This is a genomic window from Brumimicrobium glaciale (assembly GCF_004152935.1).
GTDB classification, from domain to species: domain Bacteria; phylum Bacteroidota; class Bacteroidia; order Flavobacteriales_D; family Crocinitomicaceae; genus Brumimicrobium; species Brumimicrobium glaciale.
In genome coordinates this window covers 265,935-280,848 of the sequence record NZ_SETE01000006.1, presented here as the reverse complement: position 1 = coordinate 280,848, position 14,914 = coordinate 265,935, and the positions used below count along the sequence as shown (strand labels likewise).

The 14,914-nt window shown below is 35.0% G+C and carries 13 protein-coding genes; 5 read left to right on the top strand and 8 right to left on the bottom strand.

Annotated features, from left to right (window positions below; all coding sequences use genetic code 11):
* Window positions 1-115 precede the first annotated feature (115 nt).
* From ERX46_RS14700 to ERX46_RS14690, 3 genes are all read right to left on the bottom strand, one after another.
* Window positions 116-1,123 carry a nucleotidyl transferase AbiEii/AbiGii toxin family protein gene (locus ERX46_RS14700; protein ID WP_207214184.1) on the bottom strand — a complete coding sequence of 336 codons (1,008 nt, stop codon included), beginning with the start codon at window positions 1,121-1,123 and terminating at the stop codon, window positions 116-118.
* Window positions 1,123-1,719, bottom strand: a complete 597-nt coding sequence (locus ERX46_RS14695; protein ID WP_130094621.1) for a DUF6088 family protein — start codon at window positions 1,717-1,719, stop codon at window positions 1,123-1,125. Before ERX46_RS14695 ends, ERX46_RS14700 begins: the two co-directional genes overlap by 1 nt.
* A 170-nt stretch (window positions 1,720-1,889) precedes the next feature.
* Window positions 1,890-2,813, bottom strand: a complete 924-nt coding sequence (locus ERX46_RS14690; protein ID WP_130094620.1) for a DMT family transporter — start codon at window positions 2,811-2,813, stop codon at window positions 1,890-1,892.
* Window positions 2,814-2,943: 130 nt separating this feature from the next.
* Between ERX46_RS14690 and ERX46_RS14685 the strand changes: the two genes are divergently transcribed.
* Together ERX46_RS14685 and trxA are read left to right on the top strand one after the other, a co-directional pair.
* Window positions 2,944-4,734, top strand: coding sequence for a MutS-related protein (locus tag ERX46_RS14685; RefSeq protein WP_130094619.1), 1,791 nt, complete (start codon window positions 2,944-2,946; stop codon window positions 4,732-4,734).
* A gap of 135 nt (window positions 4,735-4,869) precedes the next feature.
* Window positions 4,870-5,187, top strand: coding sequence for a thioredoxin (trxA, locus tag ERX46_RS14680; RefSeq protein WP_130094618.1), 318 nt, complete (start codon window positions 4,870-4,872; stop codon window positions 5,185-5,187).
* Window positions 5,188-5,256: 69 nt separating this feature from the next.
* On the opposite strand, the gene ERX46_RS14675 is transcribed toward trxA, so the two are convergent.
* Window positions 5,257-5,799: a ferritin gene (locus ERX46_RS14675; protein ID WP_207214183.1), complete on the bottom strand. Its 543-nt coding sequence runs from the start codon at window positions 5,797-5,799 to the stop codon at window positions 5,257-5,259.
* 462 nt (window positions 5,800-6,261) lie between these two features.
* Window positions 6,262-6,603, bottom strand: a complete 342-nt coding sequence (locus tag ERX46_RS14670) for a hypothetical protein (protein ID WP_130094616.1) — start codon at window positions 6,601-6,603, stop codon at window positions 6,262-6,264.
* A gap of 300 nt (window positions 6,604-6,903) precedes the next feature.
* Between ERX46_RS14670 and ERX46_RS14665 the strand changes: the two genes are divergently transcribed.
* From ERX46_RS14665 to ERX46_RS14655, 3 genes are all read left to right on the top strand, one after another.
* Window positions 6,904-7,404 (top strand): DUF6702 family protein, encoded by a 501-nt coding sequence (locus ERX46_RS14665; RefSeq protein ID WP_130094615.1) that lies wholly within the window; start codon window positions 6,904-6,906, stop codon window positions 7,402-7,404.
* Complete coding sequence (locus ERX46_RS14660; RefSeq protein ID WP_165366245.1) at window positions 7,401-9,707, top strand: M1 family metallopeptidase; 2,307 nt, start codon at window positions 7,401-7,403, stop codon at window positions 9,705-9,707. The genes ERX46_RS14665 and ERX46_RS14660 overlap by 4 nt, the downstream gene beginning before the upstream one ends.
* Before the next feature lie 161 nt (window positions 9,708-9,868).
* A complete protein-coding gene (locus ERX46_RS14655; RefSeq protein ID WP_130094614.1) occupies window positions 9,869-10,372 on the top strand; it encodes a hypothetical protein in 504 nt (167 codons plus the stop codon).
* Between the two features lie 115 nt (window positions 10,373-10,487).
* Here the strand turns inward: ERX46_RS14655 and ERX46_RS14650 are convergent, their stop codons facing one another.
* The 3 genes from ERX46_RS14650 to ERX46_RS14640 form a co-directional block, all read right to left on the bottom strand.
* Complete coding sequence (locus tag ERX46_RS14650; RefSeq protein WP_130094613.1) at window positions 10,488-10,706, bottom strand: RNA-binding S4 domain-containing protein; 219 nt, start codon at window positions 10,704-10,706, stop codon at window positions 10,488-10,490.
* A gap of 191 nt (window positions 10,707-10,897) precedes the next feature.
* On the bottom strand, window positions 10,898-12,982 hold the full coding sequence (locus ERX46_RS14645; protein ID WP_130094612.1) for a peptide MFS transporter: 2,085 nt from the start codon (window positions 12,980-12,982) through the stop codon (window positions 10,898-10,900).
* Between the two features lie 15 nt (window positions 12,983-12,997).
* Window positions 12,998-14,812 (bottom strand): peptide MFS transporter, encoded by a 1,815-nt coding sequence (locus tag ERX46_RS14640; RefSeq protein ID WP_130094611.1) that lies wholly within the window; start codon window positions 14,810-14,812, stop codon window positions 12,998-13,000.
* Window positions 14,813-14,914 lie beyond the last annotated feature (102 nt).

Here is a 14,914-nt window from a genome sequence, read left to right as displayed (position 1 = left end):
ATGGTTTTGTAAATTTTTGTAACGAAAACGTACTACAAAACGTTACAAAAATAATTGAAAACGTTACAGGAGTTTGGATTAGATGATTGTATTGTACAGTTTAAAAATTGATTCTTTATTCAAATTTCAAAGCGTTATATTCTTGCATTGCTTTGCGAACTAATTCTAATAAACCCTCAAAACTAGGACTTTCCTCAGTAATCATATTCGCTTGCATAGTTTTATAATCATCTTCCCACGCTTTCATGAAATTGATAGGAGGTAATGGATTAAGATTTGGCGGAAACAAGGTGTCATAATCTACTCCTCTCATGCCATTAAAACGTTCTCTGTGTTTTATAATTGAAACAATTAATTCTTGATTACAGACTTTAGGTTGATGTTCGCTTTTATAGATTTTGGCAATATCATACAAATGTCTACTCAATCGTTCTACACGTATTTTTTCTTGAGGCTTTTTAAATTCTTCGTGTAATAGAAATAATTTCTCTAAATAAGTTCGCTCCGGATTAACACAAGGTATACTTATAGGAAGATCCGCAAAAGGAAGATTTGGAAATTGTTCTCCAACAAATGATACAACATTACAATGGGTAAATGGATCTATTAATGAGCGGCTACCCAACTCTACTTTCACTCTTGGCAATATATAATCAGCATGTTCAGTAACTGCCGGATAATAAATCAAAATAGAAACCGGGTCTTGATCACCATCTCCCAAATTATCAAAATCAAAAGTGACATTTTTAAAACCTCGCTCTTTAAATCCTTCTTGTAATGCTTTGTAAAAGGTAGTTGTCACAAATTCAAAAGAACGTGCTCTTAGTTTTTTAACCTGAGTTTTACTTATGAGTCCCGAAGGAAAACCTAAAAACTCTTTATTAAGCACCAAATCTATATCTTCCGAAAATCGATTTACTACGTGCCAAGCTTTGCTGAGTGACGTTCCGCCTTTAAATAAAATATGTTCTGCAATGTCTAATTGAAAAATAATATCTAAAGTTTGCACAACCCACCAATCTTTTTCAATTGCGAACATGGGCAGATTTTTCTCATCTGACACTTCTTTAAAAACTTGAAGTTTTCCTTGTGTACTTAGGTTATAAAATGTTTGTTCTGACATTATAGTGATTTTGATATGATTTCCGATATCCACTGCGGAGCCAAAGCAATGTCATGTTTAAGATTTTTCTTATTCTCCTTTTGTAATAATCTATCTATTTTTTCTAGTTCTAATTCCGTGGCGTTGTCTTTACCTATTTCTTTAAGCGCTTGAACCACTAACTTACTTATCTCACCTTTTAAAGATAAGTTTTTTGCTGTAGTTTTCTTAAATTGTATCGTACGATTTCCAATATTTATTTTTCTGGGTGAACCATCAGTTAAGTAAACTAATTTTAAAGGCACTTGCGTAGATAAGCCCAATACATTTTGCGCATAAACGCCCGTTGGTAATATGCGCGCCTTGTCTCTTTTGGCTATAGCCATGGCAATTTCTTCTAGAGAAGGAAGTACATCTTTATTTAATAATTTACTATATGTGGGCTTTGCATAAATACCGCGTGCTAGGTCGCTTATTAATCCTTTTTTAGTTAAGCGATGTAAAGCTATTTTTATAGCTCCAGGACTTCCCAAGTCTTGAAAATCCTCCGTGAAAATAATTGCACCTTGCTTGAGTTGCTTTATTTTTCTCTCTACTTTATCATCTGTACTTAACATCTTAAAAAGATAAAATTCTGTAACCTATTTCAAAAAATGTGTAACTAAAGTATACTAAATAGGTTACACAAAATTAATATTATATTTGAATAAAGCTGCAATAATAGAACAAATACTTGTAACCTATTTCAAAAAATGTGTAACTAAAGTATGCTAAATAGGTTACACAATCACTCCACCTTCCCAACCTTCTCCTCCTTCAAAACCAGCCCTCTCACAATAGTATTCCCCAAAACCCCAACAATAATCAACAACATCCCTACAACAGCGTACAAAGAAATCACCTCATCAAACAAAAACAATCCGAGTACAAAAGCATAAATAGAACCCAAATACTTAAATGGTGTTACCGTAGCAGTATTTGCAGCGTGCAATGATTTCGTAGCAAAAATTTGTGCGATATGCGTAAAAACTCCAATCACCAAAATGACTCCCCATTCTTTTCCCTGTGGAACAACATAATCGAAAGCGGTGAGGACTGCCATGATAGGAATCGCGATTAATGGGAAATAGAAGACAACTGTAATTGGCGCATCGGTGTATCGACATTTTGCGATTGCATTGTACGCCATTCCAGCAAAGGCAGCAGAACAGATTCCAACTACAATCCACCACGGATTTATGTTCGAAATGGAGTTGTCTTCACTAAAGTATTTAGAGAAACTGATAAAGACAATTCCTAGAAATGCGATGAGGAAAAACAAGCCTTGAATGGGTTTTACTTTTTCTTTCAGAATAAAAATAGCCAGCAATACCGTGAAAATCGGACTTAAATATTGAATTGTCGCTGCTATAGCAATCGGTAAATTATTTAAGGTGTAGAAATATAATGTCAGCGCGATGGTTCCTGTTACTCCTCTTATGACCAGCCATTTTTTGTTGTGTCCGAACAATGGAATTCCTTTGGCTTTGATGACCGCCAAACAAATCGAAAATGTTATGATGGATCTGAATAGGATTATTTCAGGGATTGGGTATTTTTGTAAACCTGATATGATGGTTTGATCTGGACCTTGTCCGAGAATTTTGACCAGGACATTGACTATAATGTAGCACAGTCCCGAAAGTATCATATACAGAATGCCTTTATTCATGGGTGCAAAGTTAGGATTTAGTCTCTGTTTGGAAACACGGAGCAGCTAAAACTTATTCTTTTGAACTTATTTATAATTTAGTACCAAAATAACTGTTTAAAAGCAGAAATTAAATAGAGTTAATAAGGAAATGACAAAAGAGAATTATTCAACAGCATTTTATAAAAAGAGAATAGAAGAATTAACTATTGAGCTAAAAAAATACACAAAACGTTCGCGCATCTGGGTTGCGGTGCGCTTGATTTCATTCTTATCCATCGGAATTTTAGCTTATTTCACTTATCCTTATGGCGGTTATTCTGCTTTAGGAATTGTGGCTACGGTTATTTTATTCTTGATTTTCGTTAGGAAAAGCGCGGAAAACAAAGACCGATTAAATTACGTAAAAGCACTTATTCGCATCAATGAAAATGAGATCAAGGGAAGTCACCATGATTTTTCAAGCTTTGATGATGGCGAAGAATATATAAATCCGCAACATCCATTTAGTTATGACATGGATATTTTTGGGAAAGGAAGTTTCTTTCAATTATTCAACAGAACAGTAACCAAAAAAGGAGAAAAAGCATTGGTTAAACGCCTTTTAAATGGAATTGAAACACCATTAGAAAGTGCAGAAGCGACTGATGAATTGAAGGACAAAAAAGAATGGTATCAAGATTATTTGGCTCACGGAAGTACATTGAACAAAGAAGCAACTGAAGTAAGTATTGCTGATTTAGCGAAAGAAAAATACCCTGTTAAATCTTGGATGAAAATTATGAAAATAGTTTCTCCAATATTGGCCTTTGTAGCTTTTGCGGCTTATTATTTTGATTTTATCGGTGGAATTCACTTTGCAATTGCTGCTATTATTATTTTTATTCCAATTCGACAATCTTTAAAAACCACAAATCAATTGCATCAATCACTTTCAAAAGTTGGATTTAGAGTAGCTGCGATGCGCAATCAATTGATGAGAATGGAACAAGAAAATTTCTCATCAAAGTTAATGAAGGATTATCATAAAGAATTGTTCCAAGCTGAAAACAATGGTAAACAAGGATTAACTGAACTTTCTAAATTAGTAAAACAGGCGGAATTCAGAAATAATATTCTTGTGGCAATTGTCTTGAACTTCTTCTTCGCTTGGGATTTTCGTTTGTTGATTAGCATGGAAAAATGGAACAATCAATATGCATCACACGTGGAACGATGGGAAGAAATCGTTTATGAAATGGAAGCTTTGATCAGTGGAGCCATTTTCAGATACAATTTTGAGAAAAACACAACTGCTCCTTCATTGACAGATAAAAAAGATGGGGCAATTGAATTGATTAAATTAGGTCACCCGATAATTCCTTTACAGAAATTGGTGAGTAACGATTTTACGCTTTCTTCAATTCAACAATTCGCAATTGTTACAGGGCCCAACATGGCAGGAAAAAGTACATTCTTAAGAAGCATTGGAGTAAATTTAATGTTAGCCAGAGCAGGATTTCATGTTTTCGCTGAGAAGTTCGTTTTCCCTGACATGCATTTATATTCCAGCATGCGAACAAGTGATGATTTGAAAGATGAAACTTCATACTTCCATGCTGAATTATTGCGTTTGCGCTTTATCGTTGATGCAATAGAACGTGGCGAAAACGTTTTTATCATATTAGATGAAATTTTGAAAGGGACAAATTCAAAAGACAAAGAAGAAGGTTCGGCGAAATTCTTACAGAAATTAAATCAATTAGAAGCACGAGGAATTATTGCAACACATGATTTGTCATTGACAAACTTGGCGAATGTTTATACAAGTGTGGTCAACAAATACTTTGACACAGAAATAAATGGCGATGATATTTCCTTTGATTATTGCATTCGTAACGGTGTAGCAAAGAACATGAATGCAAGCTTCTTATTGCGTAAAATGGGACTTATAGACAGTTAATGTCGCTTTCTTAATCGATTTTGTGCCAATCTGTCTTTAAATTAGAGTTGGCAAAAAGTTTGATAAATCGAGGATGAAGGTTTATATTTATAAATTGAATATTCAAAAGAACAATAACAAATAAAAAATACAACTATGGCAGTAGAAATAACAGATGCGAATTTTGATGAGTTAGTAATGAAGTCAGACAAACCAGTTTTAATTGACTTTTGGGCAGAATGGTGTGGACCATGTAGATTAATCGGGCCAATTATCGATGAAATGCACGGTGAATATGAAGGAAAAGCACTTATCGGAAAAGTTGATGTAGACGCAAACCCTGGAGTTTCAGCTAAATTTGGAGTACGTAACATCCCAACAGTTTTGTTTATCAAAAATGGTGAAGTTGCTGACAAATCAATTGGAGCAGTTCCTAAGGAGCAGTTGAAAAGTAAATTAGATGCTATAATGTAAGCATTCGTTTTATAAAAAAAAATTGCGCATCAGTTAATCTGATGCGCATTTTTTTTTATATCTTTTCTTTTATATCTTTTCCTCCCTTGGCATATCACCTTCTTGAGATGCGGTTGCCAAATCTTTGTCCATGTCATAAAGATTAGAGTTCCCTCCTTTTCCATCTCCAGCAGCCAAGTTATATTTATCGATTACGTCATTAATTAAAGCTTCTTCTTCAATTTGCTCTTGAACGAACCATTGTCCGAAACTAAATGTAGACCAATCCTTTTCCTCGTATGCAAGATTTACGATTTTATCAATTTCTTTTGAATTGTCAATTTCGTGTTGTAAAATCTTTTGGAAACAATCTCCTAAATCTTTTGGATTGGCTGGAGCAGCTTTAATTGCTTCAATTTTTGTCGCTCCTCCTCTTTCGTTGATGTATTTTAATAATTTGAACATGTGCTCACGTTCTTCCTGCATGTGTCCGTATAAAAAAGTTGCTATTCCTGGGTATCCGTTAACTTCTGCCCAAGAACCATAAGATAAATATACTTGTGATTGATAAGCTTCCATTGTCATTTGATTGTTCAATAGCTTCTCCATTTTGTCTGAAATTCTCTTACTCATAATTGTTTGTTTTAGTTCGTAAGCTTAAATTATGGATTTATTTCCAAAGTGGAATTGCTATTTTACATTTTTTAAGAATTTACTAAACTATGTGACATTTATGTGACAACGATGTTGAGTGATTAAGGGAAGAGTAGCGCAGAGAAAAAGAAGAAAGAATTACGAGGAGATTCGCGGAGGGCAGAGTCCCGTACAGCTGTCGGGACGCAAAGAAGAAGAAGAAGAAGAAGAAGAAGAAGAATAACGCAGTCGCGTAAAGTTGTCGGGACGCAGAGTGCGCTTTCGGGAATTGATTTGATTTTACAAAGATAAATGGAGAAGCGCTTTGACAGTTGTTTGACAAATTTGTACGATCAATTAAGGTATATGATTATGGAATCTACTTATAGCGTTTCATGAGCTGGACTTCGGCAAGCCACCATTCATGCGACAGTGCTATAAATAGAATTATTGTTTTAATACTTAATTTTTATCCTGTGAAAAAACTGAGAGTTTATTTTCGCTAGTAATGGTGATATCGTAAGCATAACATTCTGACATATCAACGGATTCTGACAATTGGATTCCTTCAATAGTTCCGCTTATAGTCGCAACTCCCGTAGAATAACTTTTTTCAGAAGATATTAAACCCTTCTCCAATCCTGTAATTGAAATTACATTTCCAACAGATGAAGTAATCTGTAAGCTCACTGCGGAAGTTCCATTATTTACAACCCTTGCAGTAGGATCATCATTGTTGCATTTTTTACAACTAGTAAAAATCATTAAAACGGAAATGCTGAGTAAAACTGCTATCGACTTCATTTTGGAGAATTGTTTTAGTTCTTATTAATCAAATGTAAGGTTTAATTAATTACGAATTTGTCAATTACGAATTGCGAATTATTAAAAAACGTTATCGTTCACAAAATTGGCTTGTTCACGAGACGTGAACAGGAGTAAAAGATGAACAAATATAATTATTCCGTAATCCGCTAACTTTATCATCTCGGGAATCATTCCAACATTCATCCTTCATCAACTTGTCCGACCACTGGCTGATTTATAATTCATCATTAAATACACGTCATTATTCAAAAAATTTTAGGTAAATTCGCCAGTCCTATGACTTTACGACTTCTTTTAATCTCGATAATTTTCACGTTCTCATTTCAATTGAGTGCGCATGAATTTTATTTCTCATTTGCTGAAATGCAATACAATGAGAAAACAGAACAATTTGAAATCTCATTAGAAGTTACCGGACACGATTTGGAAGATTATCTTGCAGATCAAGGGATTTCTATTCCTCGCTTGGAAGAATGTGTTGGTAAACCGATATATCTCTCGATGATTGAACAAGAAATTTCAAAAGGATTTCAAATTATGGTCAAAGGGAATCCGCTTCAATTGGATTTAGTTGGAATAAAAATTAACGACAACGACCAAGTGGTGATCTTCTTGACATCACGTAAAATGGAAAAACCTAAAACGATTGAAGTTCAATATGATTTATTGATGAACTTTTTTCCGTTACAACAAAACAAGCTTACTTTATTTAAACCAGAAGGGAAACAATTTGTTACTTTTCTGAACACAAGATCAAAAAGAACGATAGAACTATGAGAATATTTTTCGCAATTATCTTCGCATTTACATGTTTGAATAGCTGGAGTCAAGGACATGACAATCCAGAAAACATCAACATGAATAAGTTTCGACAGTTGAAACAAGAATTAGCGACACCAAATGTATACAGAACCGCTTCTGGAGCTCCAGGACATGAGTATTACCAACAACAAGCGAATTATGACATCAAGATCGAATTGGATGATGAAAAGCAAACAATTCATGGAAAAGAGCGTATCACTTATATAAACAATTCGCCAGATCGATTGGATTATTTGTGGTTACAATTGGATCAAAATATGCGCGCCCAAGGTTCCGATTCTAAGCTTATTCAAGTGGAAAGAATGGAAGATTTCAATACGCTTGCGAAAGTGCACAGTAAAATGTTTGTATTCGATGGAGGATATAAAATCGATTATATCAAAGCTACGAATGGAGAAGATATGGATTACGCCATTAACAAAACCATGTTGCGCATTGATTTAAAAGAACCGTTACAGCCAGGAAAGTCAATTAGTTTTGATTTAAAATGGTGGTACAATATTAACGACAGAATGAAAATTGGTGGTCGAGCAGGATATGAATACTTCCCAGAAGATGAAAACTACCTTTATACTATAGCGAAGTTTTTTCCTAGAATGTGTGTTTACAATGATGTAGAAGGATGGCAGAATAAGCAATTTTTAGGTCGAGGTGAATTCACTCTGCCATTTGGAGATTACAATGTTGAAATTAAAGTTCCAGATGATCACGTTATCGCTGCAACAGGAGTTTTACAAAATGAATCTCAAGTATTGACAAGCAAGCAAAGAGAACGTTTAGCAGCTGCAAAAAAAGACTTTTCAAAGCCGACAATAATCGTCACACAAGAAGAAGCCACGGAAAATGAAAAGACAAAATCTAAGAAAACGAAGGTTTGGAAATTCAAAGCTGAAAACGTGCGTGATTTTGCTTTTGCTTCTTCAAGAAAATTTATATGGGATGTGATGCCAGTGAAAATAGAAGACAAAACTACTTTAGCAATGTCCTATTATCCAAAAGAAGGTAATCCACTTTGGGAAAAGTATTCCACAGAAGTTGTGGCACATACTTTAGAAGTTTATTCTGATCACACAATTGCTTATCCATATCCTGTAGCAATTTCTGTTCATGCAGCAGCAATTGGAATGGAATACCCGATGATTTGTTTCAACTATGGCCGACCAGAAAAAGATGGAACTTACCCTCCACGTACTAAATATGGAATGATGTCTGTGATTATTCACGAAGTTGGACATAACTTTTTCCCGATGATTATTAATTCTGATGAACGCCAATGGACTTGGATGGACGAAGGATTAAATACTTTTCTACAATATGTTGCAGAGCAGAAATGGGAACGCAATTATCCTTCAAGAAGAGGTCCAGCCTATATGATTAGCGATTACATGGGCGGAGACAAAGAATATATTTCTCCAATCATGACCAATTCTGAATCGATTTGGCAATTTGGAAACAACGCTTATGGAAAACCAGCAACAGCATTAAATATCCTTCGTGAAACAATAATGGGACGTGAATTATTCGATCATGCCTTTAAAGTATATGCGAATCGTTGGGCATTCAAACACCCAACACCAGCAGATTTCTTCCGCACAATGGAAGACGCTTCTGGAGTTGATTTGGATTGGTTTTGGAGAGGTTGGTTCTACTCTACCGACCATGTGGATATTGCAATGACAGACGTGAAATGGTTCCAAATGAATACTGGGAATCCACAAATTGAGAAGCAAGTCGAAAAAAATGAATCAGAAAGAGGTTCAGAATTTATCGGAACTCAGCGCAACCAAGCGGACACGAACAAAACAAGATTAGAAAGAAAACCAGCATTAGCAGATTATTATAACACACAAGATCCCTTTGCAATAGAATCAGCTGACAATGAAGATTTCGAAAAGCTGCAAGGAACATTAAGTCAAGAAGACAAGGATTTATTAAATAGCGGAATGCATTTCTACGAATTGAATTTCAGTAATATCGGAGGATTAGTAATGCCATTGATTATCAAAGCTGAATTCATTGATGGTTCAGAAGAAGTAATCAGAATTCCCGCAGAAATATGGAGAAGACACAATTTCCAAGTTTCAAAAGTATTGTATTTCGATAAAGAAGTAAGTGCCTTTATCTTAGATCCATTTTTAGAAACAGCAGATACAGATATCAGCAATAACAGTTGGCCAAGAAAAGTTGAACCGACAAGATTTAAGATGTTTAAAGAAAGTAGGATTAATGAAAATCCAATGCAAAGGTCGAAGAGGTAGGAGTTAAATGGGTAAGGTGCCGCAGAGTTTCGCAGAGGGGCAGAGATACGCAGAGAAAAAAAAAGATAACTGTTAATGCGATAGGGGTTTTGTAATGCTTAATGCGGTAGGGATGTTTTTAGGATGGTTCGTTGACAATGAATTTTATTAAATAGGGAATTATGAAAACAGGTCTATTTGCATTCGTTATTCTATTTCATTTTATTGGTTGTTCGCCAAAAAACAAGTCTTACAAAGATATAACTCAAGACATTGCCCAACAAGTCGAAAGTATTGAAGGCATATATAAAAAAACAACGATAAAAGAGCTGTTAAGCACTAATTCGGCTGATAAAATATACATTAACTATAGCCAATTAAACTTTCCTAATCATCAATGGTCGGATCAAAAGGAGTTTCTGCTAGACATGAAATTGACAGTTAAGAATAATAAAAAGCTAGTTTTTTCGAACACGCTTACCTCATTCTTTGTAATAAATAATAATGAAGTAATCGAACAATATGTGATAGATTCAGATGTCATAGCGTCCTCACCAGAATGGTATGATCCTTCAATAGCATATATAGCTGGCGTATGGAATACTCACTTTAATTCACCTAATGATTCTGTATATATTTATCCTCAAAAAATGGAAATTATTGTATTTTCTTCTCCAGACAAGTAGTTGATTTTATCATTTAATAAAGAAAAAAACCACTTTGAATCAGCAATCGAAAATCGGCGTAATCCGTTCTACTAAAGCAGCAAACTACTCCAGTAAAACAAACATAATCAAAACGTTAAACATTAATAATTATTTTAAGATTTCCTTCGATTTCAATAACATCGCCAACACGTAGTTTCGCCCGTTTACGCGTTTCCACTTCACCATCTCTCACAACACCTCCATCATCGACAATCATCTTTGCATGGCCTCCTGTTTGAGCTATTCCAGTTGCTTTTAATAGTTGTAGTAATTCTATATATTCTCCTTCGAGGTTGAATTCAATTGTTTCCATGGTTTACTCTTTTTAAAAAATGTTGTTCTAATATTCCTACAAATTTAGAAATTGAAAAAGTTAATTCGCAACGATTCTTAATTCTTATTCAAAAAAAATGCCGTTCCATAATAATCATGGAACGGCATTTTATATTTTAATATTATTTCAATAAATCAATACTGATCTTATTTGGAGTTTTCTTGCAAAGATTATTTTACTCCGTGCATTAACTTCTTCAATAATGGATTCAATAATGCAATAAGAATTCCTGCTACAACTGGAATTGCGGTGAAGATTAAGAAGAAAGCAGACAAGCTATATTCTTCTTGAATTTGTTCAACCATACCTCCCATAGAAGCTGCAGTTTTATTTCCAATAGCAATGGCTAAATACCACATACCAAACATTAATGCTATCATCCTTGGTGGAACTAATTTACTCACGTAGGACAGTCCAACGGGAGATAAACAGAGTTCTCCAATGGTGTGGAATAGATACGCCAAGACCAGCCATACCATACTTACTCGCACCATTCCTGCTTCTGCTCCTGGTGGAATAAAGCTTGAACCATAAGCTAGAATTGCGAATCCAACTCCAACTAAGATCAATCCTAAAGAGTATTTCATTGCAGCTGATGGATTGTATTTACTTTCCCACCATTTCGAGAAGAAAGATGCAAATGCAATAATGAAGAACGAGTTCAAAATACTAAACCATGAAACTGTAATTTCAACTTGGTTTTCTTTGATTTCAGAAACTTCACCTAAGACAATAGTAGATTCTAGACCTTTATCAGTATAATCAAGTGCTAATTGCTCTTGTGTTTGCGCATCCAAATATTGGTATTTCCCTAATTCAAGGTGAGCTGCAACAGGTTGTCCAACTGTTAATTCACTGCTTGACGAAACACTTAACGTTTGTGTTTCACTTACTTCGCCAGCTTGTAATGGACGAGCTTCGGTGATTGGCACATATTCTTTTATTGATTTACCGTCGATAATTTGCTCTGTTTCCACAGCTTGGTAGGTTACAGCGTATGATTTAGTTGAGAAATCCTGAACTAACATCCAAACAACAATTCCCCAAACAAGGGCAAAACAAATTGCTAGAACAATGTTACTTCCTGGAATCTTAGCGAATGATTTTTTATTCAATAAATAAAGAACCCAAGTAATAATCATCAAAGGAATAACCGTCAATAAAGTATTTACTACATTAAATATCAATGCTGAATTCCCTGTAAGCACCCTATCCGTGTAATCTCTGGCGAAAATAACCATTGATGTTGCTGCTTGCTCGAATGGAATAAAGAACAATACAGTAAAGAATGCAAATATGATCACTGCAATCATTTTATCTCTTACAATTTTTTCATAACGGATAATTCTTGTTATGATTAAATATAAGAACAAAAGAACACCACCTATGATAATCACCAACGAACCTGACAGCGTATCTTTTGAAAGTAAGAATTCTTCTGGTAGTAAATTGATACCACCAATTTTAGAAACTGGATCGTTGATTAAATAAAGTAATCCAATAATTGCTGTAACAACGATTAAGATTTTATCTACTATCGTAAATTTATTTTCTTTATAATCTTTTACTTCAGCAGCTTTTTCCTCTTTCGATTGACGAACTGGTGGAGCACCAATTTTTCCAAAAAGAGGTTTCGCTAAATAGAACTGGATTGTTCCAAATAACATAAATACTCCTGCTAATCCGAATCCCCAAGACCAACCAACACGTTCTGCAAGGTAACCACAAAGCATCATCCCGAAGAATGCACCAGCGTTAACTCCCATGTAGAAAATCGTGTAAGCACCATCTTTCTTTTCAGGAAGATAGGTGTACATTTCAGAAATAATTGAGGTGATATTTGGCTTAAAGAATCCTGTTCCTAAAACTAGCAATGCTAATCCCATGTAAAGAGAGAATTCTGTTTCCAAAGCCATTGAAGCGTGCCCCAGAGTCATTATAACACAACCAATCAGAACTGCCCAGCGATAACCCACGAATTTATCGGCAATTACACCACCCAAAATTGGCGTTAAGTAAAGTAAACCCGCATAAGTTCCGAAAAGAGCACCTGCATTTTCTGCAGACCATTCCCAACCTGGATTACTACCAATAACCGCCATTGTAAGGAAGTTAATCAATAAAACTCTCATTCCATAGAAAGAGAATCTTTCCCACATTTCCGTAAAGAAAAGAACGAACAACCCTGCTGGGTGACCTAATACTTTACTTTTAAAGAACTCATCATGCTGAGATCTGTCAACTGCTTCTGCCATAATTGTTTTTTGTAATTAGTCTTTTATTTCAGTATCTGCTATTTCATAACCTTCCGCTTCAAGGCCTTCAACCTCTTTGTCTTCCGCACCGTGCGTTAACTTTTTCAATCTCTTAATTAATAAGATCAGCAACAAACCAAAACTAACTGTGAAAATAGTAAGCCACATGAAAGTATTGTATTCCTGTTCGCTTTGTTCTTCTTCTAAAACGAATGAAACACCATAGTTTTTACCGTCACCTTTATTTTCAATTTCTTTAGCGAAATCAGAATCTTTTTCAAAAACAAGTCTTGCATGATAAGGCGTTTCTTGCGTTGCATTGTGCTCAGCCAAAATTCCTTTCAATTCTTGTTTTCTGTCTTCATCCAACTTAAAAATAGCGTTCAATTCTCTAGTTCCTTGAAATTCTGTAAATTGAATTTGGTCACCTTGCAAATAGACATAACTTTTTATCTCAAAGTTCTTGTCTTCATTGATTGGATAATCAATTACCTGAACAACTTTATTCGCTTCATTTTTAACCTTCATGGTATCCATCTTCATGAATGGAATCATTTGGTCTTTTTCATAAACAACTTCTGCGCTGTAAGGAGTTAATTGTGAAGACTCTCCAATACTTCCAGCTAACTTATTTCCGAAACCAGTTGCAGCGAAGTAAATACCCATCATAATAGAAGCGTATTTTAACGGCGCTAATTTAGTAATGAAAGAAAGTGAAACTGGCGAAGTAGAAAGTTCACCAATTGTGTGGAATAAATAAGCAAGGAAAATCCAGAACATTGCTGCCTTTCCGAAAGTTTCAGAACTTGCTTCTTTCGATGCGAACATCATAAATACATACCCTAATCCCATAATGATTGTACCAATGGCCATTTTGAAAAGAGATGAAGATTCACGTCCTTTTTTCTTCCACCACACCCAGAATCCACCAATTGCAGTACCGAATATAATGATGTAACCAGCGTTCAATGATTGGAATACTGCTGCAGGAATTTCTTCCATCCAACTTAAACCGATATTTCTATCAATTTTCATATCCGTGTACAAGTTCATTAATCCTCCAGCTTGCTCGAAAGCTCCCCAAAAAACAATTACGATTAAGAATGAAATCAATAGAACGATAATTCTGTCTTTTTCAATTTTAGATAATGGACGTTTTGCAGCTTCTTTTTCAGCAGCGCTCACTTTGTCTCCACCACTAAATTCTCCAATTCCTACAAGGTATTTTTGTCCCCAGATGTAAACTGCTTGACCTAACAACATTCCAATTCCAGCTAAACCGAAACCATAATGCCATCCGTAGTAATAAGCAACTAATCCAACAGAAATACTTGCTAAGAATGCACCAATGTTAATTCCTATATAGAAAATTGTAAATCCACTGTCTCTTCTGATGTCGCCATCTTCATATAAACCACCAACCATTGTAGAAATGTTTGGCTTTAATCCACCAACTCCTAAAATAATTAGTCCAAGTCCTGTGAAAAATGCCCAATCTTGAGGAATTGCAAGAACTCCGTGTCCAACACAAAGCAAAAGTCCACCATACAATACTGTTTTCTTCTGTCCGAGAAATTTATCGGCAATCCAACCCCCTGGAATTGATGCAACATAAACGAACATTGTGTACCATCCATACAACCAAATTGCATCTTTACTGCTCCATCCTAAACCTGGATCTGCAGCGGTAGCCGAAGCGGCTACATACAAGGTAAGAATACCTCGCATTCCATAGTATGAGAATCGTTCCCACATTTCTGTAAAAAATAAAATGAACAATCCCATCGGGTGTCCCATCATCTCTCTCTTAACACTTGTGTCTAAACTCATATTGTTTCATTAGTATTTGGGTCGTGAAAATAATTAAAATTATTGAGCTCAACCCAAAATACGTTAATTTAGTTTGAGTAATGCAGTTTTCCTTCTATGCTA

Coding starts and splice junctions, on each gene's coding strand:
- ERX46_RS14655 (WP_130094614.1), top strand. CDS start 9,869: ATGAAAACAGGTCTATTTGCATTCGTTATTCTATTTCATTTTATTGGT.
- ERX46_RS14640 (WP_130094611.1), bottom strand. CDS start 14,812: ATGAGTTTAGACACAAGTGTTAAGAGAGAGATGATGGGACACCCGATG.
- ERX46_RS14675 (WP_207214183.1), bottom strand. CDS start 5,799: ATGAGTAAGAGAATTTCAGACAAAATGGAGAAGCTATTGAACAATCAA.
- ERX46_RS14695 (WP_130094621.1), bottom strand. CDS start 1,719: ATGTTAAGTACAGATGATAAAGTAGAGAGAAAAATAAAGCAACTCAAG.
- ERX46_RS14690 (WP_130094620.1), bottom strand. CDS start 2,813: ATGAATAAAGGCATTCTGTATATGATACTTTCGGGACTGTGCTACATT.
- ERX46_RS14670 (WP_130094616.1), bottom strand. CDS start 6,603: ATGAAGTCGATAGCAGTTTTACTCAGCATTTCCGTTTTAATGATTTTT.
- ERX46_RS14685 (WP_130094619.1), top strand. CDS start 2,944: ATGACAAAAGAGAATTATTCAACAGCATTTTATAAAAAGAGAATAGAA.
- ERX46_RS14645 (WP_130094612.1), bottom strand. CDS start 12,982: ATGGCAGAAGCAGTTGACAGATCTCAGCATGATGAGTTCTTTAAAAGT.
- ERX46_RS14650 (WP_130094613.1), bottom strand. CDS start 10,706: ATGGAAACAATTGAATTCAACCTCGAAGGAGAATATATAGAATTACTA.
- ERX46_RS14660 (WP_165366245.1), top strand. CDS start 7,401: ATGAGAATATTTTTCGCAATTATCTTCGCATTTACATGTTTGAATAGC.
- ERX46_RS14700 (WP_207214184.1), bottom strand. CDS start 1,123: ATGTCAGAACAAACATTTTATAACCTAAGTACACAAGGAAAACTTCAA.
- trxA (WP_130094618.1), top strand. CDS start 4,870: ATGGCAGTAGAAATAACAGATGCGAATTTTGATGAGTTAGTAATGAAG.
- ERX46_RS14665 (WP_130094615.1), top strand. CDS start 6,904: ATGACTTTACGACTTCTTTTAATCTCGATAATTTTCACGTTCTCATTT.